The 23,834-nt window shown below is 30.8% G+C and carries 33 protein-coding genes; 4 read left to right on the top strand and 29 right to left on the bottom strand.

The features are described 5' to 3' along the window. Positions 1–14: 14 nt before the first annotated feature. From dapB to EDL80_RS03220, 3 genes are read right to left on the bottom strand one after another with little or no spacing between them, the layout of a single operon-like run. Complete coding sequence (dapB, locus tag EDL80_RS03210; protein WP_158406744.1) at positions 15–809, bottom strand: 4-hydroxy-tetrahydrodipicolinate reductase; 795 nt, start codon at positions 807–809, stop codon at positions 15–17. Beyond that, positions 806–1,300 carry a flavin reductase family protein gene (locus EDL80_RS03215; RefSeq protein WP_158406745.1) on the bottom strand — a complete coding sequence of 165 codons (495 nt, stop codon included), beginning with the start codon at positions 1,298–1,300 and terminating at the stop codon, positions 806–808. Before EDL80_RS03215 ends, dapB begins: the two co-directional genes overlap by 4 nt. A 49-nt stretch (positions 1,301–1,349) precedes the next feature. Continuing rightward, positions 1,350–2,237: a 4-hydroxybenzoate octaprenyltransferase gene (locus tag EDL80_RS03220; protein WP_158406746.1), complete on the bottom strand. Its 888-nt coding sequence runs from the start codon at positions 2,235–2,237 to the stop codon at positions 1,350–1,352. 1,518 nt (positions 2,238–3,755) lie between these two features. On the opposite strand from EDL80_RS03220, the gene rpmH reads away from it, so the two are divergent. The 4 genes from rpmH to EDL80_RS03240 all read left to right on the top strand — a co-directional run bounded on the left by rpmH (position 3,756) and on the right by EDL80_RS03240 (position 6,542). Further along, positions 3,756–3,890 carry a 50S ribosomal protein L34 gene (gene rpmH, locus EDL80_RS03225; protein ID WP_158406747.1) on the top strand — a complete coding sequence of 45 codons (135 nt, stop codon included), beginning with the start codon at positions 3,756–3,758 and terminating at the stop codon, positions 3,888–3,890. Continuing rightward, positions 3,881–4,249, top strand: coding sequence for a ribonuclease P protein component (gene rnpA / locus EDL80_RS03230; protein WP_158406748.1), 369 nt, complete (start codon positions 3,881–3,883; stop codon positions 4,247–4,249). The genes rpmH and rnpA overlap by 10 nt, the downstream gene beginning before the upstream one ends. 68 nt (positions 4,250–4,317) lie before the next feature. Further along, positions 4,318–5,634: an alanine:cation symporter family protein gene (locus tag EDL80_RS03235; RefSeq protein WP_158406749.1), complete on the top strand. Its 1,317-nt coding sequence runs from the start codon at positions 4,318–4,320 to the stop codon at positions 5,632–5,634. A 611-nt stretch (positions 5,635–6,245) separates the two neighbouring features. Continuing rightward, entirely contained in the window at positions 6,246–6,542 is a 297-nt protein-coding gene (locus EDL80_RS03240; RefSeq protein ID WP_158406750.1) for a hypothetical protein, read from the top strand. A gap of 199 nt (positions 6,543–6,741) precedes the next feature. On the opposite strand, the gene EDL80_RS03245 is transcribed toward EDL80_RS03240, so the two are convergent. The 26 genes from EDL80_RS03245 to rplD all read right to left on the bottom strand — a co-directional run bounded on the left by EDL80_RS03245 (position 6,742) and on the right by rplD (position 23,834). Beyond that, complete coding sequence (locus EDL80_RS03245; RefSeq protein ID WP_158406751.1) at positions 6,742–8,760, bottom strand: ComEC/Rec2 family competence protein; 2,019 nt, start codon at positions 8,758–8,760, stop codon at positions 6,742–6,744. Between the two features lie 449 nt (positions 8,761–9,209). Further along, positions 9,210–11,573, bottom strand: coding sequence for a phenylalanine--tRNA ligase subunit beta (gene pheT / locus EDL80_RS03250; RefSeq protein WP_158406752.1), 2,364 nt, complete (start codon positions 11,571–11,573; stop codon positions 9,210–9,212). Positions 11,574–11,662: 89 nt separating this feature from the next. Then, positions 11,663–12,049 carry a 50S ribosomal protein L17 gene (gene rplQ, locus EDL80_RS03255; protein ID WP_158406753.1) on the bottom strand — a complete coding sequence of 129 codons (387 nt, stop codon included), beginning with the start codon at positions 12,047–12,049 and terminating at the stop codon, positions 11,663–11,665. A gap of 15 nt (positions 12,050–12,064) precedes the next feature. Further along, the gene (locus tag EDL80_RS03260; RefSeq protein WP_158406754.1) at positions 12,065–13,189 is read right to left on the bottom strand and encodes a DNA-directed RNA polymerase subunit alpha; all 1,125 of its coding nucleotides are present in this window, start codon (positions 13,187–13,189) and stop codon (positions 12,065–12,067) included. Positions 13,190–13,220: 31 nt separating this feature from the next. Beyond that, a complete protein-coding gene (gene rpsK / locus EDL80_RS03265) occupies positions 13,221–13,604 on the bottom strand; it encodes a 30S ribosomal protein S11 (protein ID WP_158406755.1) in 384 nt (127 codons plus the stop codon). 11 nt (positions 13,605–13,615) lie between these two features. Further along, complete coding sequence (gene rpsM, locus EDL80_RS03270; protein WP_158406756.1) at positions 13,616–13,987, bottom strand: 30S ribosomal protein S13; 372 nt, start codon at positions 13,985–13,987, stop codon at positions 13,616–13,618. Positions 13,988–14,045: 58 nt separating this feature from the next. Next, entirely contained in the window at positions 14,046–14,708 is a 663-nt protein-coding gene (locus EDL80_RS03275; RefSeq protein ID WP_158406757.1) for an adenylate kinase family protein, read from the bottom strand. Beyond that, on the bottom strand, positions 14,693–15,991 hold the full coding sequence (secY, locus tag EDL80_RS03280) for a preprotein translocase subunit SecY (protein WP_158406758.1): 1,299 nt from the start codon (positions 15,989–15,991) through the stop codon (positions 14,693–14,695). The genes EDL80_RS03275 and secY overlap by 16 nt, the downstream gene beginning before the upstream one ends. Positions 15,992–16,029: 38 nt before the next feature. Then, positions 16,030–16,503 carry a 50S ribosomal protein L15 gene (gene rplO / locus EDL80_RS03285; RefSeq protein WP_158406759.1) on the bottom strand — a complete coding sequence of 158 codons (474 nt, stop codon included), beginning with the start codon at positions 16,501–16,503 and terminating at the stop codon, positions 16,030–16,032. Positions 16,504–16,506: 3 nt separating this feature from the next. Then, positions 16,507–17,031 carry a 30S ribosomal protein S5 gene (gene rpsE, locus EDL80_RS03290; protein WP_158406760.1) on the bottom strand — a complete coding sequence of 175 codons (525 nt, stop codon included), beginning with the start codon at positions 17,029–17,031 and terminating at the stop codon, positions 16,507–16,509. A 17-nt stretch (positions 17,032–17,048) separates the two neighbouring features. Continuing rightward, on the bottom strand, positions 17,049–17,411 hold the full coding sequence (locus tag EDL80_RS03295; protein WP_158406761.1) for a 50S ribosomal protein L18: 363 nt from the start codon (positions 17,409–17,411) through the stop codon (positions 17,049–17,051). Positions 17,412–17,424: 13 nt separating this feature from the next. Next, on the bottom strand, positions 17,425–17,961 hold the full coding sequence (gene rplF / locus EDL80_RS03300) for a 50S ribosomal protein L6 (protein ID WP_158406762.1): 537 nt from the start codon (positions 17,959–17,961) through the stop codon (positions 17,425–17,427). A gap of 12 nt (positions 17,962–17,973) precedes the next feature. Next, positions 17,974–18,372, bottom strand: a complete 399-nt coding sequence (gene rpsH, locus EDL80_RS03305; protein ID WP_158406763.1) for a 30S ribosomal protein S8 — start codon at positions 18,370–18,372, stop codon at positions 17,974–17,976. Positions 18,373–18,397: 25 nt separating this feature from the next. Beyond that, the gene (gene rpsN / locus EDL80_RS03310; RefSeq protein WP_158406764.1) at positions 18,398–18,703 is read right to left on the bottom strand and encodes a 30S ribosomal protein S14; all 306 of its coding nucleotides are present in this window, start codon (positions 18,701–18,703) and stop codon (positions 18,398–18,400) included. Between the two features lie 9 nt (positions 18,704–18,712). Then, positions 18,713–19,246 carry a 50S ribosomal protein L5 gene (gene rplE, locus EDL80_RS03315; RefSeq protein WP_158406765.1) on the bottom strand — a complete coding sequence of 178 codons (534 nt, stop codon included), beginning with the start codon at positions 19,244–19,246 and terminating at the stop codon, positions 18,713–18,715. 9 nt (positions 19,247–19,255) lie between these two features. Continuing rightward, positions 19,256–19,585, bottom strand: coding sequence for a 50S ribosomal protein L24 (gene rplX, locus EDL80_RS03320; RefSeq protein WP_158406766.1), 330 nt, complete (start codon positions 19,583–19,585; stop codon positions 19,256–19,258). A 1-nt stretch (position 19,586) separates the two neighbouring features. Continuing rightward, positions 19,587–19,946: a 50S ribosomal protein L14 gene (gene rplN, locus EDL80_RS03325; RefSeq protein ID WP_158406767.1), complete on the bottom strand. Its 360-nt coding sequence runs from the start codon at positions 19,944–19,946 to the stop codon at positions 19,587–19,589. A gap of 9 nt (positions 19,947–19,955) precedes the next feature. Further along, on the bottom strand, positions 19,956–20,204 hold the full coding sequence (gene rpsQ, locus EDL80_RS03330) for a 30S ribosomal protein S17 (protein ID WP_158406768.1): 249 nt from the start codon (positions 20,202–20,204) through the stop codon (positions 19,956–19,958). Continuing rightward, entirely contained in the window at positions 20,173–20,376 is a 204-nt protein-coding gene (gene rpmC / locus EDL80_RS03335; protein ID WP_158406769.1) for a 50S ribosomal protein L29, read from the bottom strand. Before rpmC ends, rpsQ begins: the two co-directional genes overlap by 32 nt. A 12-nt stretch (positions 20,377–20,388) precedes the next feature. Beyond that, positions 20,389–20,799, bottom strand: coding sequence for a 50S ribosomal protein L16 (gene rplP, locus EDL80_RS03340; RefSeq protein ID WP_158406770.1), 411 nt, complete (start codon positions 20,797–20,799; stop codon positions 20,389–20,391). Positions 20,800–20,811: 12 nt separating this feature from the next. Further along, positions 20,812–21,447, bottom strand: a complete 636-nt coding sequence (rpsC, locus tag EDL80_RS03345; RefSeq protein WP_158406771.1) for a 30S ribosomal protein S3 — start codon at positions 21,445–21,447, stop codon at positions 20,812–20,814. A 3-nt stretch (positions 21,448–21,450) separates the two neighbouring features. Beyond that, a complete protein-coding gene (rplV, locus tag EDL80_RS03350) occupies positions 21,451–21,795 on the bottom strand; it encodes a 50S ribosomal protein L22 (protein ID WP_158406772.1) in 345 nt (114 codons plus the stop codon). A 14-nt stretch (positions 21,796–21,809) separates the two neighbouring features. Further along, the gene (gene rpsS / locus EDL80_RS03355) at positions 21,810–22,091 is read right to left on the bottom strand and encodes a 30S ribosomal protein S19 (protein ID WP_158406773.1); all 282 of its coding nucleotides are present in this window, start codon (positions 22,089–22,091) and stop codon (positions 21,810–21,812) included. A 3-nt stretch (positions 22,092–22,094) separates the two neighbouring features. Next, positions 22,095–22,925 carry a 50S ribosomal protein L2 gene (gene rplB / locus EDL80_RS03360; RefSeq protein ID WP_158406774.1) on the bottom strand — a complete coding sequence of 277 codons (831 nt, stop codon included), beginning with the start codon at positions 22,923–22,925 and terminating at the stop codon, positions 22,095–22,097. 4 nt (positions 22,926–22,929) lie between these two features. Then, positions 22,930–23,220 (bottom strand): 50S ribosomal protein L23, encoded by a 291-nt coding sequence (locus tag EDL80_RS03365; RefSeq protein ID WP_158406775.1) that lies wholly within the window; start codon positions 23,218–23,220, stop codon positions 22,930–22,932. Next, complete coding sequence (gene rplD, locus EDL80_RS03370; RefSeq protein WP_158407095.1) at positions 23,217–23,834, bottom strand: 50S ribosomal protein L4; 618 nt, start codon at positions 23,832–23,834, stop codon at positions 23,217–23,219. The genes EDL80_RS03365 and rplD overlap by 4 nt, the downstream gene beginning before the upstream one ends.

Consider the following 23,834-nt stretch of genomic DNA (forward strand, 5'->3'; position numbering starts at 1 on the left):
TTTTACCGAAATAATTATTGCGTCATCATTATATCTGACACAGTATATATACCAGCAGGCTGCTTTATTAGCCACAAAGCTGCTTTTAGAGCACCCTTTGCGTAAACATTTTTATTTGTTGTTCTATGACTAAATTCTAGAACATCTTCATCACCAGCAAATATAATTTTATGATCACTAAGACCTAAACCACCCCTAGATACAGCATATCCAATACTAGTGCTGTCCTGTCTACTTTCTTGACCACCTTTTATATACTGATTCATTTTAAATTGGGCTCCCATACCTTTTGCTGCAGCTTTTCCCAACATTAAAGACGTACCAGACGGAGCATCTTTTTTGTACCTATGATGTATTTCCCATATCTCTATATCATAACCGGATAACATTTTGGCAGCGTTTTCAACCAATTTCAACATTATATTCATACTAAAACTTAAGTTAGCGCTCCACAATAAAGGCACACTTTTAATATAATTTTGAAAAACCATATTTTCAGACATCCCAGTAGTACCACTGACCATAGGCTTCTTCTTCAGTTCAGCCATTTTCATACATTCTATCATAGTATTAGGATTAGTAAATTCTATCACAACATCTGACACGTCAAAGAGATACTCTAACGAATCAGTAATTTTTGCATCACAATTACATCCAACAATTGAACCTAATACTCTCCCAACATACTCATTACCAGTACGCACAAGACCTGCACTTACCTGAGCAAGATCACTTGCCGATATCTCATTTACTAAATGCCTACCCTGCCTACCTAAACAACCAACTATTCCTACCTTTACTTTGTTCATAACACGTCTCCTAAAATCATATATCGTCCTCTATAATATACTAATGGACTATCTTGAGTATTTAATTTAGAACAATTTATAACTTGACCAATTATTATTTTATGATCCCCACCATCATACATACATTTCTTCATACAGTATATATAAGACATACAACCACTAATCACTGGAATACCATCTATAACATTATATTGAAAATCTTCCCAATTCTGAAGATCACACGCTGCAAAGCTTCTAGATATCTCCTTTTGCTTATGGCTTAACACATTAACAATAAATCTAGTACATTTAGCAAACACTTTAAATCTTGAAGCAGATTTTTCAATTGAAAACAATACCATTGGTGGAACTAATGAGACAGAATTAAAAGAGTTAACAGTAATACCATGCATAGTACCACTATCACTAACTGTAGTAACAACAGTTACGCCAGTAACAAATTCACTTAAACAAGACTTAAGATAAGCTTTAGAAAAATCACCTACCTGCATTTACTTATATACCTTAATAACAAAGAAACTCAAGCAATTTTTATAAACCTTACCTCATAATCCTACCAAGCAAAGTACCCAAGAATAAGATTAGTCCTACATATGTATTGATTTTAAACATATACATACATTTTGCAGGATTGTCAAAATCTGATTTTTTATATTGGTAGTAGAAAACCCCAGCTATTATAAACATAGCAAGATAAAATATAGGATGCAATACAGTTATAATACCAGCTGATATCCACATTGTTATAGCGATTGTGTATAATCTTTTAATCCACAGTCTTATATCATTACCAAATTTTACTGCAGTAGATTTTAAACCCAGTTGCATATCATATTCTTTATCTTGTGCAGCATATATAGTATCATAACCTAATGTCCAAAAAACACATCCAATATAAAGCAACACACTACTCAATGTCAGATGCCCAACAACCATAGTACATCCAATCAACACTCCAGTATTAAACACTATCCCTAATAACAACTGCGGCCAAGAAAAATACCTCTTGGCTAGCGGATATAAAATTACTAGAACCATAGATACAATACTTATTTTAACTGTATACATATTAGTAAATACAAGCAGTATACTTGCACATAACAACAATACTACTAATATTTTTAATGCTTGAAAAACAGTCAAAGTTCCATTAGCAAGTGGTCTAGCTTTAGTTCGTTCCACAGCTATATCTATTTTTCTATCACAAATATCATTAATTATACAGCCAGCAGATCTCACAAGAAATGAGCCTACAGTACACAAAAACATATATAAAGTATCACGCAATAGATTATTAGACACTAAAAGTATACTTGTACAACTAGGAAAAGCCAATAAACATATTACCCATGCACTATGTAATCTTAATAAGAAATAATATCCTTCAAAATTTGAAACAATACTTCTAAGTTTAGACAACATATACATCCCCTAACACTATACATATATATTTATCAAAAACAGAAACATATGTATATAACATAAATAGTTATAACATTTCTATAGAGAATAACTGTAATTTGTATATCACACTAAAAAACATATCACTAGTCCTATAAGTTAAATTGTACTCTTTTTAGGGATACATCCGAACAAAATTCAGTATAAAACCTACTTTAGGAATAAAAAATAAACACTTTTAGTAACATTATTATTTTACAATTATAAAATTCATACAGAATAATACTTATCTTTCTTAATATTATTAAAGTGTCAAATTCACTAATATCAATCTTTTGTTTTTTTAGAAAAGAAACCTGATGTAATATTCATAAATTTTTCAAGCTTTGCCTAACAATAATAGTGAATCTGCTAATAAATTACCTATAGCAAAATAATATTTATATAACCACAGCATAAGTTGATTTTTTTAACAGTTTGCCATCTCAATATTTCACAATACACTAAGTACTCTAGTCTCTAGCATAGAAAAACTTACAAATTAAGTTCATGTTCAAGTACCCTGCTTCAATAAATAGCAAATTTCTTAATAAGAGATACAACACTAATTAGATATTTTAACTACAATTAAATTATATATCATTCTTAATTTGATGTTAAAAATACTCATAACTACCAACAAAGCACATAAAGAAAACTTATTCCACGTTGGAAGATTACTAACGCCTAATCCTAAAAGGATCGATATTTAGAATGATAACCAAGGCATTACCAGAAAAAAATTATAATATACAATAATTACAACAAAGAATTTAGAACATTATCTCACTCTATAATAGTTTTTACATGACTTTTTAATAGACAGCATGAAATTCAAGATTATTTATCACATTTTTCACAACAGAAATATAATACAACTTTTTTGATCATATAAATTTTTCAAAGTACAACAAACGCACATAAAACTATATTATTTTAAACAAAATTTTATAATATGTCAGCGGCATCCAAATATTTGATAATATATAATGCTTTACATTAAAAAATTTATAGATAAAATTCCAAGCATTAATAAACTTAATATTATAATTATGGTATATAAAAATTATATTGATAAATTTACTAAAAAGTACCTAACTTATAGGATTAGTAGCTTTAACCATACAACAACAATCTATCAAAATAAGAAGAAACTTACATTATAAATATTAATAATACTGAGTGCACCTTAGTAAGAAAAGAAACTATACATAAAATTATCTCTTATTACAAAGAAAGTTACAAAATCACTAGTAATTCCATACTTAATGCATTATTAAACTATGAATATACCTACACTTAGCTCATTACTAGTAGTCTTTTGTATTAATATAAAAAATAAATACTTAATTATAGAATATTTACACGATCATTAAAACATTAATGAGACAACTAAATAAATACTAGTTTTTATCAATAAAAAATGTATTTACTAGTCTTGACAAATATCAGACAACATGTAAGTATTTACATATGCTTTTAACTTTCTGTAAAGAGGATTTTGATATGAGGCAAACCTTTCAGCCCAGTAGGATAATACGTAAGCGTAGACATGGCTTCAGGACGAGAATGTCAACGCGTATGGGTAGAAAGATTTTAAACCGCAGGCGCTCTCAAGGTCGTCGTGTTTTATGCGCTTAAGAGGCGTAGTAACAATAAAAAGAAGAGAGGATTTTTTATTTGCAAAGCATAATGGTTGTTTTATAGGGAGTTTTGGCTTATTTCTGCAAGTTGTTCAAGAGTGCTCTGAACCTTTAGGATGTGACGTTATTAGAGTTGGTTTTACAGTCAGTAAAAAGGTTGGTAAGGCTGTTGTACGTAATAAGGTTAAGAGGCGTTTTCGTGTATTAGCAGAAAACATTATAGCAAAGCATGCTAGGAGGGGGTACTGTTATATACTAATAGCTAGTAAAGATACACCGAAAATAAAATTCAAAGACATGTTATCTAGATTAGTTCAGTATCTTAATACGTCCCATTTATACTCTAAAACACTGTAACCAATATAATATCACCAAATAGTGCTTATAGTTTTTCAGTTTTTTTTAACTATGTGTGGGGGAACAATATGGGTATATTCAATATTTTACTGTTAATATCAGCACTTCTGGTATTATCGACAGGTGTTTATCTATCAATAAAATCAAATTTTTTACAAATTAGAAAATTACCAGATGCAATATCATTAATTACAAAATCCAAGTATCGGGATAAATCATTCTCCATTGCAGCACTATGTACAATAATTGGAGGAAATTTAGGAGTTGGAAATATTTCAGGTACAGCAGTTGCACTGAAATCAGGAGGCCCTGGATTTGCACTTTGGATGGTAATTATTGTAATAATTTGTTCAATAATAAAATACGTAAATTGTTACATAAGCATAGACACACGTGCTAAAGTCGATCATGGATATTTTGGCGGACACGCTATGTATTTCAAACGTGCATTTAAGACAAATAAGATGAGTATTGTATTTGCAGTACTTATCTCATTATGTGCTATTACTGCAGGTAATTTTGTACAGGTTAATTCTATAGTAATACCTATGAAATTAATAAATCAGCCTCCAATAATAGGAGGGTTATTTATGATGGCAGCATTTTTCTTTATTACAGGATTAAAATTAGAGAATGTTGCTATGTTGATTTCAAGAATTGTACCAATAATGGCTATAGCCTATTTAATGCTATCATTTAGTGTACTGTATAAGTTCCATGATAACATAATTCCTTCTGTAAAATTAATGTTATCTAGCTTCCTCAATTTTGATAGTTTCAAAAATGGAATGTTTGCAGCATTTATACTAGAAACACTACATTTAATTCAAGTTGGAACTTTTAGAGGTATATTTGCAACAGATATTGGGTTAGGATTAGAAGGAATTGTACATTCTGCCATAAACAGTGATGGTAAAGACTTTAAACTAACTCAAAGTTTAATATCTATAATTTCTCCGTTTATAGTAGTGATCGTTGCAATATTTACAACACTAGTAATACTTGTCACCGATGCATGGCATGGACCACTAGAAAGTACCAACATGTGTATTGCAGCCTTTAAAGCCGCATTTAACTCACAATATGTAGATTACATAATTATGATGATTATGTTTTGCTTTTCATTTACCACTATTTTCACTTGGTTTACTTGTGCTAAAAGTAGCTTATACTACTTCACAAATGGAAAAAATAATCTACTTATTAAGCTCTGGTACATTTTATTTGTAATAATACTTCCAATAGGTGCATTATGGGAAGTTCAGTTTTTATGGAATGTAGCTGATGTTTCTATGTCACTTATGTTGATTGTCAATACTATTGCAATGTTAGTGCTATTTCCACAATACAAAGATAGTATTTTTAAACAGCATTTAAGTAGGTAAGCATCTCATAATTTCGATAGCTTAAATTACTAAAAGCTTTTTCCTAATACTTAAGAAAAAGCTTTTAGTAAATAACCATAAATACTGTTTTAGTAAGTATTCATTACAATCTACAAAAACAAAATAAGTTAATTATATTCACATTCCTATAAAACCAACCTATTACATCTAGTACAACAATACTTTCAAGTAGATCATAAAAATATATTCTTCTCCTAAATACAGGATCACAAAGCCATATAATAATGCAGTTAGTATATTTTGTTAACTGATAAGTCCAGCTGACAGCTCTATAGAAATAATTACCTTTCACCTGTTTCTACATTATTAGGTTTTATTACCACTTATCTAAAGACCCATTACTTCTCAAAAATATATAAAAAAATAAAGCATATTGAGAAAAAACATTATCACAATATTAGACAAAACAACTAATCAATAACTTCTTTGTACCGAAAACACAAAGTATCATGTAACATATATTCCACAAATTTCCGCACTTAATGGCAAAAATATTATTAGGATAGCAGAAAAAATAACTAATCAGTAACTTCTTTGTACCGAAAACACAAAGTACCATGTAACATATATTCCACAAATTTCCGCACTTAATGGCAAAAAATATTATTAGAATAGCAGAAAAAACAACTAATCAGCAACTTCTTTGTACCGAAAACACAAAGTATCATGTAACATATATTCCACAAATTTCCGCACTTAATGACAAAAATATTATTAGGATAGCAGAAAAAATAACTAATCAGCAACTTCTTTGTACCGAAAATACAAAGTATCATGTAACATATATTCTACAAATTTCCGCACTTAATGGCAAAAATATTATTAGAATAGTAGAAAAACAACTAATAAGTAACTTATTTGCATTCAAAATATTAAATATCACATAATATGTAATTACCAAGCTTTTATACTTAATTTTACGTGATTAGGTTTCAATTTATAATAATTTTACTGTCTATACTAAGGTCCATTATACTAATGCATTATTACAAGTCAGCTCACTAACTACTATACATATCATTTATCATATATTCAAAATACAACTTACAATTCATCCTAGAAATACACAAAACCTACTACACTATATTATGTATTCCATATCCTATTACGATCCAGTTTATCAATTCTTATTCTACCATGGACCACACTAATAAAATATGGTCCATAGCTTATAATATCATTATAACTAAGATGCCGCGTATTACATACCTGTGGATAAATAAATTTCCCAAATTGTATAACCAAATCTACATCTAGACAATTTTGTATTACATATTCAGGCTTATAAGCAATCAAAACTTTTCCTTTTCGATTATTATATATACATCCCTTTTTATTGCTCTCACAAAATAACCACTGGTTACCTTGTAAATTATGTTTTAACAGTTTTTGTTGACCGTTTTGCTTAGCCCACACCAAATTTATAAAACTTGTAACATGTGCTTTTTTGTTAACCAAATATAATTGCCTATCAGACTCTTTAACTACAATATTGTTAACATTGACCAATATATCAGGTGTAACATACTGAAAACCAAGAAAAAAACCGCATCCAATAACTATAAACCCTAAGAATCTTACATTTCCATGCCATAAACATAAAAACAAAAATCCTAATGTAATTACCAGTATAGAAGCTGGTGAAAATGCATGAAATGACAATATTAAACTATTCATTTTAGATGCACAATTGGATATATATAAAAGCAATTTTATCGGACTTTCTAATATATACGAAACATAAGACTCCAGACCAAAAAGACTCAATACAACATATAATAAGCTCAAAGGTATAATAAAAAATGTGGTAATTGGAATTGCTAATACATTAGCAAAAATTCCAACAACAGAAAAACTGTTAAAGTGATATATAACATACGGTAAAGTAGCTAACCCTGCAATAAATGAACTAAAAACTATTGATGAAAAATACTGGAACACACTACCCATAACAATAAGCTTCGTAAAAATATCACAACTTGCTATAAGCGCTAACACAGCAGCAAAAGACATTTGAAAACTTGGATTAAGCACTGCTTCAGGATAAAACAACAATATAACAAATGCTGCAAGTGTTATAGAACGAAAGTTATTATGACGTCGATCAATTAGAATACTCACAAAAACATAACTTGTCATAATAAACGCACGCTGAGCAGAAACTGGCATTCCAGCAATTAACAAATATATTAAACTTACTACAATAGCTATTACAGCAGATATTTTTTTTATATCATAACTTTCAGCTATACTTCTAGACAAAACCAATAGGTTCCTCGATAAAGAAAAAAACAAACCAGCAATAAACGACAAGTGTAATCCAGAAATAGCAAACAGATGAGCTATCCCTGCATTTCTAATATTATCCATTACATCATTACTAATTCCATCTTTCTTCCCAATTAATAACGCACTTACTATATTAGCACTTTCTCCTGTTAAATTTTTTAGTAAAAGGTCATAGATACGTAACCTAATTAATTCGACATACTCCAAGATGTTTTTATTTTTTCTTTTTTCAAATAATTCTACATCACTTACAGTAAACCCTACCCCATTTATCTTCTTAAAATACGAAATGCGAGAAAAGTCATAAGAAAATGGTGAGACTGCGGTTTGCGGAGGATAAATAACTGCAGAAAATAAAACCCGATCACCTACTTCAATATTACTATCCCATTGAGTACGAGATATCAACCGAATACACTTTATATGATATTTAATATTTTCAACATTGCAAATAACCACTTTTTTATGTGATTGCTTACTACTTATTTCTTTTACTATCCCTACAATATCCTTTCCATATATTTTTGTACTTAATACATTATAAGAAAAACAATGAGCTTTTATATAAACAGTGATAAAACCTAACAATACATAGAAAATCGGCAAAAATAAAAAATGACTCTTTTTAAAAACTATCGAAACTAAACTTATTAACAATACAAAAATGATGCTTACTACAATATAGATTTGCGGTTCTTTTGCTAGAGAAAAATATATTATTATACCAACCCCTTGCAGCACAGGAATCCATAACACTAAAGTATTCCTATTACTTTCTAGTTGCCTATACAAAAATGATATAAAATTTGAAATCATCGTATTTACAGATAGTATATAAATTAAATAATATTAATTTATATACTATTTTGCTAACAATATTTACAAATAACCCTTACATTTCCTACACGAATAAAACACATATTAAAGATCAGAGAAAATTTTTTTAGCTACATAATTTACAGAAACAACATAATATTCACATTATTTTATGTTAAAAAGTCTGTTATATAAAAAACTCAAATAATATCTCTATTTTTCTACAAAGATTCCTGAATTAATAGGGTGGTTACTCAATATATTACAATTTCAGACTGATTTTATTAATACTATACCAATATCAAGGCAAAAAATATCACACCATATCCATATCTATAATTTCTAAAAATAGCTACGTCTTCAAAAAACTAACAGTGATAAAAATACACCTTAGAAATAAACTATATGAAAAATATAAGAAACTTATGCAACTTCTACTAAAAATAAACTTAACAAGATCTGAGAACACCCTTTAGCTCTCGACTAATTGCATCAATTATAAGATCAGAAGCACTTTTTATTTCTTGATCATTTAATGTATGGTCAAGTGATCTAAAAGTAACAGATAGTGCAACAGACAACATACCATCACCTATATTATCTCCTTCATATATATCAAAAATCGAAATACTTTCTATCAATTGCACATTAGTATTTTTAGCAACCTCTATTACACGCTGAATGTTTATGTTTTTGCTAATTAAGAAGGCAAAATCACGTTTTACAGACTGATAACGCGATTCTACAAATTCTCTGCATATTAAATCAACTTTTGTGATTTGATATAAGAATACTTCAAAACAAACTATAGGACGTTTTATTTCATACAAGTGAACAATACTAGGATGTAGTTCTCCAAAATACCCTATCAGAATATTATTAAAATATACATCTGCAGATTTCATAGGATGAAGACATGATCTAGTAGACCTTACTAAATCAATAGAATCACAATCAATATTCATTTCTTGTAAAATTCTCAAGAAATCAGACTTTACATCAAATATATCAACTACTCTATCAGTTTTATAAAAATTACGAGGTAAGTTATTCCCATACCTCACGCCACCTACTACATAGCTATTACTACTACATACATTACTAACATTATATATTTGACCTATCTCAAAAATCGCTATTTCACTACTTCCATATGCTTGATTCTCAGATATAACTTGTAATAAATTCAACAAAACACTAGGACGCATTAAATTCATGTTACTATTAACAGGGTTATCTATCAACATAACATCCGACTCATACCCCAACTTTTTGGCAAACTCCATACTTGTAAAGGACCATGTCACTACTTCTGTCATACCCTCCGCTAATAGCACTGACCTTAATCTATCATGTAGATTATCAAAAGAATCAATATTAGAAACAGGTATCGGAGTCTCACAAATTTTATCATATCCATATAACCTAAGCACTTCTTCCACAATATCAGAAGAATGCTTGATATCTGACCTCCATGATGGAGGAATCATGGTCAAAATATTATTACCATTATTTCCAATAACAAAACCAAGATCATCTAAAAACTTAAGAATCTTTTCTCGTGAAATATCAACATTTCCAACCTTTTGTACAGCATCCGGAGAAAAGTTCAAATGAATACTATCATTTACATAATTTTGTACACCAACAATATCAGAAGGACTACCCCCACAATACTCTAAGATCATTTTCGTAGCCAGTTTTAATCCATTTTGAATAAATCCAGGATCAACAAATCTCTCAAACCGATAACTAGAATCTGTAGATAGTTTTATTTTCCTAGAAGATAAAGCAACATCTACAGGATTAAACCATGCACATTCCAAGAAAATATTTTCTGTATCAAAAAAGCACTTACTGTATTCTGAACCAATTACTCCAGCAACACTATGAACATTATATCCTAAATCAACAGCTATAATATTTTCTTTGCCTAATAGATATTTCTTATCATTAAGTGCAGAAAATTCTATCTCATCATCAGCTTTCTTGAAAATCAACTTACCCACTATTTTATCTGCATCATACACGTGAAGAGGCCTATTAAAAGACAACATAATATAATTTAGGATATCAACAACACATGAAACAGATTTGATACCACATGAAAATAACCATTCTTTTAACCACTTAGGGCTTTCACAGTTTCTTATACCTTTAATATATATCCCTTTAACTATCCCTTGCACTTCTAGACAGATTTCAACCGGAGAAATACAAGTATTAGCAAAAGTAATATTACAAAAATCAACAGATTTTAATTTTCCTATACCAGAAGCAGCTAAATCACGCGCTATACCATATACTCCTAAACAGTCTCCACGATTTGGCGTAATGTTCAATTCTACTACAGGCTCACAAAAGAAAAAATTATCCCCCACATTATATGTCTCAGGTAGCTCTATTATTCCACTATCAGCATCAATATTTTCTGTAATTCCCAACTCATCTTTAGAGCACAACATACCATAACTATCAACTCCACGTAGCTTAGCTACCTTAATAACAACTTGATTTTTCGGTATAACAGCACCAATACAAGCTAGTACAGATTTCATACCAACCTTAACATTAGAAGCACCACAAACTATTTGATAAACTTGATTTCCATCATATACTTGACAAATACTTAACCTATCAGCAGCATGATGCGGTACTACATCTACAATCTGCACAACTATAAAAGGTTGTAAATGCTCTCTATAATCTACACTATCTACCTCTAAACCAATATCACTCAATTTGGAAACGATAACATCTAAAGAAGCATCAGTATCTAAGTACTGCATTAACCAGGAAAGTGTAAACCTCATAAAAAAACTAATACTTAACAACTATAAACTTGAGCCAAACTAAGCACACATATTAAAATAAAATATGCTTAATCATTTTTTAACTACACCTAAGATTGAGATACTATTTGCCTATCAACAAGTTCTATAATTGCTATAGGAGCACAGTCACCTTTACGGAAACCATTTTTCATAATTCTAGTATAGCCACCATTTCTGCTTTTGTAACGGACTGACAACACATTCATCAACTTATCGGAAGCATCAATGTTTCTGAGCTTAGATATTAACAATCTTTTCCCATACACTAAGTTCTTCTCTTTATATACTTTACCAATAGTAATCAATTTTTCTACATAAGGACGTAGCTCCTTAGCTTTAGGTAAAGTAGTAGTAATTCTCTCATGCTTAATTAAAGATATAGACAAATTTAACAGCATAGACATTCTATGAGCACTAGTACGAGAGAACTTCCTATGAGCAACACGATGCCTCATAATATAACCTCACTTTTATTCTTCACTATATTGTTTACTTAAACTCTCAATGGATTCAGGAGGCCAATTCGCAATTTTCATCCCTAAATGCAAATTCATACTTGCCAAAAGCTCATTAATCTCATTAAGTGATTTCCTACCAAAATTTGGAGTTCTTAACATATCAGATTCAGTTTTTTGTACTAAATCCCCTATATAGGTAATATTATCATTCTTCAAGCAATTATATGATCTAACCGAAAGCTCTAACTCATCAACCTTACGTAATAAATTAGAATCATAAGGTAATACATCCTTAGTATCAACTTTCTGACGAGGTTCATCAGTTTCATCAAAATTAATAAACTGTTGAAACTGATCTTGTAAGATTCTTGCAGCTAAAGCAACAGCTTCATCAGGTAAAATAGAATGATCTGTTTCTACAGACATAATCAATCTGTCATAATCTGTGAATTGACCAATACGACTACTTTCAACTTTAAAAGATGCTTTCTTTATTGGACTATAAAGAGCATTAGTAGCAATAAAATTCACAGGAACATCATTTAATCCAAATTTATTAATTGACTTACGTTTTACAGCAGGAACATAACCCTTCCCAGAATTAACATACATCTTTATATTAAAATCAACATCCTGGTCCAATGTACAAATCAATAAATCCTTATTTAAAATAGTACAATCAGGAGTATCAGCTATCATTCCAGATCTTACCTCACATGGTCCTTTTACCTTAAGAGATAACACCTTATTATCCATACCAGAAAGCTTCAAACGCATCATACTGATATTTAGTAGGATATCTGTAACATCCTCCCTAACCCCAGAAATCGAAGTAAATTCATGAAGAACATTTTCTATTTCAACACCATAAACTGCAAAACCACGTAAAGAAGACATCATAACTCTTCTCAAAGCATTACCTAAAGTTAATGCAAAACCACTTTCAAGGGGCTCAATAATTAAATCTGCTTTATTTAAAGAATTACCATGGTTAATCACCTTGATAGAAGAAGGCTTAGTTAGCTTACTCCAATGGTCACTCATTGATATACGCCCTACATCATTAGAGTACGGACTACCTACTGCCATATAACCCGATTCTTGAGCAACAGAACTAGAATCCTCATCAAAAATCACAATAGAACCTCACACATTACTATAAATATAATTAAACTCTGCGTCTTCCTGGAAGCTTACATCCATTATGTGGAAGCTTCGTAGTATCTTTAATAGAAGTAACATTTAAATTACAAGCTTGGACAGCCCTAATAGCCGCTTCTCTACCTGCACCAGGACCTGAAACTTTAATAGATACGGTTTTCATTCCGTTCTGTTCAACAACTGTCCTAACAGCATGACCTGCTGTTTCTTGTGCTGCATAAGGAGTTGCTTTTTTAGATCCCTTAAAACCATATGCTCCAGCAGAAGTAGATACTAATGAATGTCCTTGTTGGTCAGTAATAGTCACAATTATATTATTATAAGTAGCATGAATATGGACAACCCCAACTACAACATTCCTTTTTTTCTTCTTATTATATGTTACACTCATAATATACCTTGTTATTTTTTCTTAGCAGCAACTGGCAACCTTGACCTACCTTTACGAGTTTTAGCATTAGTATGAGTCCTCTGTCCACGGACAGGTAACCCCCTTCTATGCCTTAACCCTCTATAACACCCGATATCAGTCAAGAACTTAATATTCATACTAACTTCTTTTCTTAAATCTCCTTCTACTATATAATTTTCTCTAATAAAATTCCTAATTTTAATAATTTCATCATCACTTAAATTTACAACTCTAACATTATGATCAATATTACAACCCTCACAAATCTTATTAGCTAAAGATATACCAATGCCATATATATAAGTCAAAGCAATAACTACACGCTTATTTGTAGGAATATTAACTCCAGCTATACGTGCCACTAACTTTCCTCCACAAGATAATAAATGTCTTGTAATATAGCAAATTTGTAAATTAACGTCAATCAATAATTAAAGATTCTATTTGCTCTGTTATATCCTGAGTCACTTCATCAATTGACTTACTTGCATCAATTCTTACAACCTTATCATGATAATATAACTCTAAATCTTTCATCTCCTCATAGTATTGATCAACTCTTTTTACTATTACTTCAGTCTTATCGTCATACCTATACTCTAACTGACCTTTACAAAACTTACAAATAATTTCATCTATTTCCTTATTAAAGAAATGCAAGTTAGAAACTTGTCCACAGTTTTTACATATAACACGTCCACAAAGCCTGCTTTTTATAGTCTCTAAATCTAATTGCAATTGTATAACTATATCAATACGGCTATTACGTGCTTCCAAGATTTTAGTTAGAAATTTTGCCTGATTTAAATTTCTCGGAAAACCATCTAGTAAAAACCCATTCCCTATATTATTGATAGACGCTGAAAACATCTTACATACTAAATCATCATCTACTAAATCACCAGATTCCATAATATGTCTAATCTTACGCCCATCTTCAGTATCAAGACTTGCTTCATTCCTTAACAAATCACCAGTTGAAATAACAGAAATACCAGGATAAATCTTTGACAAAATACAACATTGAGTACCTTTACCAGATCCAGGTGGACCAAATATCAACATATTTATCTTATTTTCCATAGTTCAGACTTTTTAATTAATGTACTATAGCGACTTGAATACAAATGTGTTTGAATTTGAGAAAATGTATCAATTATCACATTCACTATTATCAGAAAACTAGTCCCCCCTAAAGTAAAAGAGATAGAATAATAATATCTAATAAGTTCAGGAACTATACAAATTACTGTCAAATATACCGAACCTAAGACAGTTAATCGTTTCATTACATAATTAAAATATTCACAAGTACTATTACCTGGTCTTTTACCAGGAACAAAACCACCATTTTTCTTTAATAATTCTGATGTTTCTTTTGCATCAAAAACAAATGTCATATAAAAGAATGCAAAAAATATTATTAATAATGCATAACATACTATATACAACAACTTCCCAGATGAAAAATACATAAGTATAAAATTAGACCACGGGGAACCTTGATGAAAATTTGCTAACGTAATTGGAGACAATAATAAAGCATTTGCAAAAATAGGAGGTATTACCCCAGAAATATTAATTTTCAATGGAACATAAGTAGATGCAGTATTATATAATTTATTTTTAACCTGCCTTTTTGGGTACTGTACTAAAATCTTACGATAAGATTTTTCAATAAAAATAATTAGTAACAATAACGCAAAAAATACCAATATCATTAATAAGATAACAAAGATTGGTACATTACCATTTTTACCTAATAAAAACATAGAAGAGAAAGAACCTGGTAACTCTGCAATTATTCCTGTAAATATAATCATGGAGACTCCATTACCAATCCCCTTTTTATTTATACTATCACCTAACCAAAGTAGAAACATTGTCCCACCTAGTAAGCTACTAATACCTACTACTCTAAATAATAAACCAGGATCAATCACTACAATACTAGCTTCTGTATTCATTTTTTCTAATCCAAGTAAGATAATAGAACCTTGAATTAAACAAAACAGAATAGTTATATACCGTACATAAGTATTAATTTTTACCCTACCTAGCTCACCACTTTGCCTCATTTCATTCAATTTTGGAATTGTCACTGATAACAACTGCATAATTATAGAAGATACTATATATGGCATAACATTTAGAGCAAAAATTGTCATTCTCCCTAAAGCACCACCAGAAAATACATTAAAAATACCTAAAATACCCACTGAATGTTTTGAGATAACTGCATCTATTACATCTGGATTAATACCAGGAATAGGTATATACGTACCCAACCGGTACACAATAAGAGCTAATAACGTAAACCAAATTTTACCTAATAAATTATCCTTATTCCAAGACAGCAGAGCCATGTTTATAACCTAAGATTATCTAAATTTATATAAAAATGCTATTCTGATTCACTACCCGAAACATTACTTAACAAAGTAACTTGCGATTTTGCTGAATTTGAAATAAAATCATACTCAACCCCTACAGTAGTATTTAATTTACCATCTCCAAGAATCTTAATCTTCTTTTTAACCGAAGAAATAACACCCAAATTATACAAAACCTCTTTTGTAATAGCAGAAACATCACTAATTTTTCCACTGTCAATCAGCCTCTGAATTAAAGACAAATTAATTATTAAATACTTATCCTTAGGTAAAGAATTAAATCCCCTTTTAGGCAAACGGGTAAATATAGATTGCTGACCACCTTCAAAACCATTTATAGAAACCCCAGATCTCGCTTTTTGACCTTTATGTCCACGACCAGAAGTCTTACCTTTACCACACCCTATACCTCTACCTAAAACCTTAGACTTTTTTCTCTTAGGTAACCCACTAAACATATTATTCAATTTTACTTCTATACCCATAAATTACCTATTCTCAATAATTTCACCTATTTTCCTACTTCTCTTACTAGCAACCTGTTTTGGTGATAGCATTTTTTTAAAAGCAGTAAAAACAGCATATACAACATTATGTGGATTTGAGGAACCTATAGATTTTGCAACAACATCTTGTACACCTAATACTTCAAAAATCAAACGTATAGAACCACCAGCTATAATACCTGTTCCTACCTTAGCTGACCTTAACATAACTTTACTTGAACAAAATTTAGCTTGTACATCATGATGTAAAGTTCGAGACTCACGTAAATGCACTCTTATCATATTTTTCCTAGCAGCATTCACAGCTTTTATTTTAGCTTCAGAAACTTCAAGATGCTTACCTATTCCACAACCAACCTTACCTTTTTCATCTCCTATAACTACTAGAACTGAAAATGAAAATCTACGACCACCTTTAACTACTTTTGCAACTCTTCTGACAGAAACTATTAATTCAGAAAAATCATTAGACCCATGTGCATTTCTTGACTTCTTAACAACATCCATACTATACAACCTACCTATTAAAACTCAAAACCATAATTCCGTAATTCATTTGCAAACTCAGCAACTATTCCTATATATTTATAAGGCCCTCGATCAAAGACAAATTTCTTACAATTATCCAACTTATTTAATCTTTCAGACATTAGTTTTGCAACAATCTTCACAGCATTACTATTGACTCTTCTTTGAGTTAAGGCAATAACTTCACCTTCTAAAGTAGAAGCAGCAGCATAAGTTCTACCACAGCTATCATCTATCAATTGAGCATAAAAATGCCTATTTGATTTAAAAATCGACAACCTCAATAAGGAAAGATTTTTTTTCAATTTTAATCTTACACGTCTTTTCCGTTTTTCAAGCCTATTACAAGTAGATAACATATCAATTTACACCTTACTTTTTCTTATTAACTTCTTTTCTATAAATATACTTACCCTTAATAGCAATTCCCTTACCTTTATATGGATTATACTTCCTAATTGAACATATGTCAGATGCAACCATATATACTTTTTGCTTATCAAACCCTTTTACTAATATTTGAGTAGGTTTAATACACTGAATAACAATACCCCTAGGTATTTTATACTTTATCCCATGGCTAAAACCTAATGATAATGATAAATATTCATCATTAACTTCTGCCTTATATCCAACCCCAGTGATTTCAAGCTCAACTACTAATCCCTGAGATAATCCTATAGCATAACTATTAATCATACTTCTATAAGTTCCCCACATCATTCTTGAATTGGTAGAATTCTCATTAACATATAATGTAATAGTATTACCATCAATATTACAAGATACCCCATAATTTAAAGTCAATTTTAATGAATTTTCACTATTCTTTAAAGTAAGCTGATTACCAACTAAATCTACCTGAACATTACTAGGAACTAGTATAGGCATAGAGCCAACTCTTGACATTTTATTTTTCTCCTAAAAAACACCGCATAAAATTTCCCCACCAACACCAGATTTACGAGCATTATAATCTGACATAATTCCTTTTGACGTAGATATTATATATAAGCCTAAACCATTATAGAATTTCGGCATATCTTTAGCTGAACAATAGCATCTCTTACCAGGCTTTGATACCCTACATATTTGATTAATTACAGGACCACCATTATAATATTTCAGCCTCACTTCAAAAAATTTGATATTAGAACTTTTCAACTTCTCAGTGAAACCATCTATATACCCTTCTGACAGTAAAATCTGTAATATAGCATGAATAACATAAGAATAAGACACTACTACAACCTTATTCATACTTAACTGTCCATTACGTATACTTGTTAAAAAATTAGCAATAGGATCTGACAATGACACTACTGAACCTCCTTTTTTTTTAATATTACCAACTTGATTTAGTCAATCCAGGTATCTGCCCAATTGAACCTAATTGACGTAAAACAATACGAGAAACCTTGAACTTTCTATAACAACCTCTAGGCCTTCCAGTAATTAAACATCTATTCCTAACTCTAATATAGGAAGAATCCCTAGGAAGCTTAGACAATTTTACTTGAGCCAAAAATCTATCATTCATAGAAATAGATTGATCCTTAACCATAGCCCTTAACTTTTCTCTTTTATCTTTTAATCTATCACAAATAGACATACGCTTCAAATTTCTCTGTATAACAGACTTTCTTGACATCAAATCCCTCTAATTAATAAATGGCAAACCAAATTCCATTAACAATAATTTAGCATCCTTATCGTTAACTGCACTTGTTACAATATTAACATCTAACCCTAATATTTTATCTATTTTATCATAATCTATTTCCAAAAAAGAAATATGCTCCTTAATACCAATAGATATATTTCCACATCCATCAAACTGATGAACAGATAAACCTTTAAAATCTTGTTCCCTAGGAAGAACAACATGTATCAATCTTTCTAAAAATTCATACATTTTATTATTCCGTAAGGTTACCTTACACCCTATAGGAAACCCTTTACGTATTTTAAACCCAGCAATAGATTTCTTTACAGAAGTTGCTACAGGTTTCTGACCAGCTATTAATGCTAGATCTCGAACACAACAATTCATTACCTTACTATCAGAACCTCTAACTCCTAGCCCCATGTTTAAACATACTTTAACAATCTTAGGTACTTGCATTACATTACTATACCCAAGCTTACTTTGTAAAGATGGTACAATTTGAGTCTTATATAAATTTTTTAACATACAAATAACCTACTCTATAACTTTACCAGAAGACTTCATAAAGCGTACTTTTTTATCATCAATAAATTTATACCCTACTCTTGTACGAATTCCAAGTACTGAATCAGCTAATGCAATATTTGAAATATTAATTGGCTTCTCAACAGAAATAATTCCTCCATCGCTGTTTTGAGTAGCCTTAACACTTTTCTTACATATATTAATACCAGAAACTACTGCCAAGGTTAAGTCTTTACCAGAAGATTTCTTTTTTAAAACTTTGATTACCTTACCCATCTTTCCTTTATCTTTGCCACTAATTACTAAGACATCATCACCAGCAATAATTTTCATACCCATCTTATAACACCTCTACAGCTAAAGACATAACTTTAGAAAAAAGACCAAAAGGTAATTTTTTAACTGGACCGAATACACGAGTTCCTAAAGGATCACCCTGATCATTAATTAACACAACAGCATTACTTGAAAATTTAATAATGCTACCATCTAATCTACGTACTGCCTTCTTTACTCTTACAATAACCGCTTTATAAACTTTTCCCTTACTAACTTTCCCTCGCGGAATGACAATTTTTGTCGAAACTACAATAACATCACCAACTGATGCAGATTTCTTTCCATTTAATAACCCAATACATAATACCTTGCGGGCACCAGAATTATCTGCAACATCTAATAAAGTATTTTTTTGTATCATATATCACCCTTATATTACAATCCACCTTTTAGTAGCAGATATAGGTATATGTTCACGTATCTTTACAACGTCACCACATTTATACCGATTATATTCATCATGTACTACATAGTTTTTACGCTTCTTAACTATTTTTTTATACATCTTATGACTAACCATACGGGAAACCATTACTTTGATAGTCTTATCACACTTTGCTCCAATAACAACCCCACTCAAAACTTGTTTAGACATGCTTCCCCTCATTCCTTCTTTCATTTAATACTGTTAATATCCTAGCTATATCCTTCTTTATATTTGCACCATAAAAATGATTATGCGATTTATCAACTTTCTTAGTTAAAATAACATCAACTAGTTCCTTACGTAAATTTAACAATAGCTCATGCAACTCATCAGTAGTCTTAGATCTGATATCAATAATATCCATGCTTAATACCTTTTATAACTCATCACTAACAAACTTACACTTCACTGGAAGCTTAGCCTGAGACTTCAGTAGTGCTTCCCTTGCTAAACTCAATGGAACCCCACTTATTTCAAATAATATTTTACCTGGCTTTACTTTGCATACCCACATTTCAATACTACCCTTACCTTTCCCCATACGGACATCCATAGGTTTTTTACTAACGGGAGTATGACAAAACACTCTTATCCAAACTTTACCTACACGCCTTAGAGTTCTAGAAATGCTCCTTCTAGCTGACTCAACCTGCTTAGAAGTTAATCTACCAGGTTCTAAAGACTTTAAACCATAAGTACCAAAAGCTAAAGTATAACCACCTTTTGCATTGCCACTAATACGTCCCTTAAAATCTTTCTTATACTTAGTTTTCTTAGGTATAAACATAAAATTTACTCACTACTCATTACTTGACTTTGTATCACCAAGATATACCCAAACTTTAACACCTATTATACCATAAATAGTCTTAGCTTCAGAAAATCCATAATCTATGTTAGCCCTAAAAGTATGCAATGGAACACTTCCTTCTTTATACCATTCTGTTCTAGCAATTTCAGCGCCACCTAACCTGCCAGCACAACTAACTTTGATTCCCTTTGCACCTATCTTTAAACAATTTTGCACACTTCTTTTCATAGCCCTTCTAAAAGACACACGCCTCTCTAATTGTTGAGCTATGTTTTCTGCTATTAAAACTGCTTTTAGTTCGGGTTTCTTAACCTCTATGATATTTAATTCAATATTATTGTTGATCATCTTGACAATTTTCTGCTTTACTTTATCAATATCAGCACCTTTTTTACCTATAATAACACCAGGTTTAGCAGAATATACATTCACCATAATTACATCTACTTTTCTAGCAATCACAACTTTACTAATAGAAGCATGATAGAAGGCCTTTTTAATAAATTTACGCAATAAAAAATCTTCATGAAGCTTAGTGGTATAATCCTTATTAGCATACCACAAGGAATCCCATGTATTAATTATTTTCAACCTTAAACCAATAGGATTAGATTTTTGACCCATAAACTACACCCTCTCAAACAATTTTATGATAACGTTACCATAATGCTTATATACCTTACATGCTTTCCCTCTGGCACGTGCATGAACTCTACGTAAGGAAAAAGATTTCCCAACTAAAACCTCTTTAACATAAAGATTATCAACATCAACACTATAATTAGCTTGTGCATTTGCAATTGCTGATTTCAAAACCTTACTTACATATCTAGCAGATTTTTTTTTACAAAATTTTAGATACATAACAGCTACAGATACAGGCTTACCTCTAATTAATTCAGCAACTAAGTTCAACTTATAAGGAGTAGATCTTAACCCCATACCTTTAGCTTCAATTAACGTTTGACTCATAACATAAAACCAATTTACTTCCTAGATACCTTCTTATCACCAACATGACCAGTGTAACGACGAGTCGGAGAAAATTCACCAAATTTACGACCAATCATGTTATCATTTACTTTTACAGGAACATAAGTTTTCCCATTGTAAACCCCAAAAGTTAAGCCAATAAACTTATTTAAGATTACAGAAGATCTAGAGTGGATATTAATAATAGAATTTAATTTATTTTGAGCCATAGCCTTATTTACTAACCGCAAAACATGTGGTGCACAAAAAGGAGGTTTCTTTATAGATCTAGACATACTTTACCCTTTATTAGATACACGCTTAATATACTTATTACTAGATTTATTCTCCTTTCTAGTCTTCTTACCTTTTGTCGATACACCCCATGGCGTTACAGGATTTCTACCACCGGAAGTCTTACCTTCACCTCCACCATGCGGATGATCTATAGGATTCATAGCAACACCACGCACAGTAGGTCTTACACCTAACCACCTACTCCTCCCAGCTTTACCTAACTTTACATTTTGATTATCCAAATTAGAAACTATACCTATAGTTGCACAACAATCAGCTAATACCTTTCTTATTTCACCAGAACTCAACCTAAGTAAAACATACATACCATCTTTACTCATCAACTGAGCATAAGTACCAGCAGATCTTGCAATAACTCCACCACCACCAGGTCTTAGCTCAATATTATGAACAAACGTTCCTACAGGAATCAACTTCAACATAAGACAATTTCCAGGTAATATATCAGCTCCCTTACCAGACATGATAACATCACCTTTTTTTAACCCATTTGGTGCAATTATATAAGACTTCTCTCCATCGTCATAAGACACTAACGCAATAAACGCCGTCCTATTTGGGTCATATTCTAATCTTTCAACAGTTGCAGGAACCCCAACCTTAGTTCTTTTAAAATCAATAATCCTATATAAACGCTTATGCCCTTTACCACGGTGACGAACAGTAATTACACCACGAGAATTCCTCCCTCCACAAGAAATCTTATATGTAACTAAAGATTTTTCCGGTCTACCTTTCCATAATGTAGACCTATCTAATAATACAGTACCACGTAGTGATGGCGTTACTGAATTTAAATTTTTAATACCCATCTTACTATTTTATTCCCATATACTTAAAATTTTGATCCTTTAACAAAGAAAAATAAACCTTTTTTCTACCCTTCCTACGACCAATTATACCTTTAAAATACTTTCTCTTACCTTTTTGATTTAAAACATTAATACGTACAACATCTAAACCAAAAACTACTTTTAAAGCCTTTTTGATCTTTTGCTTGTTTGCATCACTCGATACATAAACAGCATACTTATTAAACTTCTCATTCAACAATACTGCTTTCTCTGTAATAATAGAGGAATGTATAATATTAAAATAATTAATCATAATAACCTATCTTCTAAATACTTAACAGTGTCAACGGTTAAAATTACACAATCATGCCTTAAAATATCAAAAACATTTGTCCCAATTTGCTTTAATAATGTAACATTATGCAAATTCCTACAAGAACACATTACCCCTTTATTATAATCCTTATCAATAATCAAAAAAGATTGATGTTCAAAGTTCTTAATAAAACGTAACACCTGTGCTGTCTTCACAAAATTAACATCAATACTATCTAAAATCAACAATTTATTACAAGAATTCTTCAACGATAAAGCAACTTTTAATCCTAAACTACGAACTTTCTTATTTAATGAGTAAGCATGACTCCTAACTACCGGACCAAAAATAACAGCACCACCTCTAAATTGTGGACTACGTAAACTACCTTGTCTTGCCCTACCAGTATGTTTCTGCCTATATGGCTTAGCTGTTGTACCAGAAACACCACCTATAGTTTTTGTCTTATGAGTGCCAGCACGTCTCTTAGATAACTGCCAATCTACAACCATTTTTAATATATCTGGCCTGTAATCCACAGAAAATATCAAAGGATTCAAGTCAATTGTACCAGTCTTTTGACTCTCGACATTTATTACATTAACTTCCAT

The organism is Ehrlichia ruminantium, from assembly GCF_009728835.1.
Classification (GTDB): Bacteria; Pseudomonadota; Alphaproteobacteria; order Rickettsiales; family Anaplasmataceae; genus Ehrlichia; species Ehrlichia ruminantium_B.

Bases quoted from the DNA above. Each gene is read 5' to 3' on its own strand.
- dapB (WP_158406744.1), bottom strand. From the start codon at position 809: ATGAACAAAGTAAAGGTAGGAATAGTTGGTTGTTTAGGTAGGCAGGGT.
- EDL80_RS03215 (WP_158406745.1), bottom strand. From the start codon at position 1,300: ATGCAGGTAGGTGATTTTTCTAAAGCTTATCTTAAGTCTTGTTTAAGT.
- EDL80_RS03220 (WP_158406746.1), bottom strand. From the start codon at position 2,237: ATGTATATGTTGTCTAAACTTAGAAGTATTGTTTCAAATTTTGAAGGA.
- rpmH (WP_158406747.1), top strand. From the start codon at position 3,756: ATGAGGCAAACCTTTCAGCCCAGTAGGATAATACGTAAGCGTAGACAT.
- rnpA (WP_158406748.1), top strand. From the start codon at position 3,881: ATGCGCTTAAGAGGCGTAGTAACAATAAAAAGAAGAGAGGATTTTTTA.
- EDL80_RS03235 (WP_158406749.1), top strand. From the start codon at position 4,318: ATGGGTATATTCAATATTTTACTGTTAATATCAGCACTTCTGGTATTA.
- EDL80_RS03240 (WP_158406750.1), top strand. From the start codon at position 6,246: ATGGCAAAAAATATTATTAGAATAGCAGAAAAAACAACTAATCAGCAA.
- EDL80_RS03245 (WP_158406751.1), bottom strand. From the start codon at position 8,760: ATGATTTCAAATTTTATATCATTTTTGTATAGGCAACTAGAAAGTAAT.
- pheT (WP_158406752.1), bottom strand. From the start codon at position 11,573: ATGAGGTTTACACTTTCCTGGTTAATGCAGTACTTAGATACTGATGCT.
- rplQ (WP_158406753.1), bottom strand. From the start codon at position 12,049: ATGAGGCATCGTGTTGCTCATAGGAAGTTCTCTCGTACTAGTGCTCAT.
- rpsK (WP_158406755.1), bottom strand. From the start codon at position 13,604: ATGAGTGTAACATATAATAAGAAGAAAAAAAGGAATGTTGTAGTTGGG.
- EDL80_RS03275 (WP_158406757.1), bottom strand. From the start codon at position 14,708: ATGGAAAATAAGATAAATATGTTGATATTTGGTCCACCTGGATCTGGT.
- secY (WP_158406758.1), bottom strand. From the start codon at position 15,991: ATGGCTCTGCTGTCTTGGAATAAGGATAATTTATTAGGTAAAATTTGG.
- rplO (WP_158406759.1), bottom strand. From the start codon at position 16,503: ATGGGTATAGAAGTAAAATTGAATAATATGTTTAGTGGGTTACCTAAG.
- rpsE (WP_158406760.1), bottom strand. From the start codon at position 17,031: ATGGATGTTGTTAAGAAGTCAAGAAATGCACATGGGTCTAATGATTTT.
- EDL80_RS03295 (WP_158406761.1), bottom strand. From the start codon at position 17,411: ATGTTATCTACTTGTAATAGGCTTGAAAAACGGAAAAGACGTGTAAGA.
- rplF (WP_158406762.1), bottom strand. From the start codon at position 17,961: ATGTCAAGAGTTGGCTCTATGCCTATACTAGTTCCTAGTAATGTTCAG.
- rpsN (WP_158406764.1), bottom strand. From the start codon at position 18,703: ATGTCAAGAAAGTCTGTTATACAGAGAAATTTGAAGCGTATGTCTATT.
- rplE (WP_158406765.1), bottom strand. From the start codon at position 19,246: ATGTTAAAAAATTTATATAAGACTCAAATTGTACCATCTTTACAAAGT.
- rplX (WP_158406766.1), bottom strand. From the start codon at position 19,585: ATGGGTATGAAAATTATTGCTGGTGATGATGTCTTAGTAATTAGTGGC.
- rplN (WP_158406767.1), bottom strand. From the start codon at position 19,946: ATGATACAAAAAAATACTTTATTAGATGTTGCAGATAATTCTGGTGCC.
- rpsQ (WP_158406768.1), bottom strand. From the start codon at position 20,204: ATGAAAGAAGGAATGAGGGGAAGCATGTCTAAACAAGTTTTGAGTGGG.
- rpmC (WP_158406769.1), bottom strand. From the start codon at position 20,376: ATGGATATTATTGATATCAGATCTAAGACTACTGATGAGTTGCATGAG.
- rplP (WP_158406770.1), bottom strand. From the start codon at position 20,799: ATGTTTATACCTAAGAAAACTAAGTATAAGAAAGATTTTAAGGGACGT.
- rpsC (WP_158406771.1), bottom strand. From the start codon at position 21,447: ATGGGTCAAAAATCTAATCCTATTGGTTTAAGGTTGAAAATAATTAAT.
- rplV (WP_158406772.1), bottom strand. From the start codon at position 21,795: ATGAGTCAAACGTTAATTGAAGCTAAAGGTATGGGGTTAAGATCTACT.
- rpsS (WP_158406773.1), bottom strand. From the start codon at position 22,091: ATGTCTAGATCTATAAAGAAACCTCCTTTTTGTGCACCACATGTTTTG.
- rplB (WP_158406774.1), bottom strand. From the start codon at position 22,925: ATGGGTATTAAAAATTTAAATTCAGTAACGCCATCACTACGTGGTACT.
- EDL80_RS03365 (WP_158406775.1), bottom strand. From the start codon at position 23,220: ATGATTAATTATTTTAATATTATACATTCCTCTATTATTACAGAGAAA.
- rplD (WP_158407095.1), bottom strand. From the start codon at position 23,834: ATGGAAGTTAATGTAATAAATGTCGAGAGTCAAAAGACTGGTACAATT.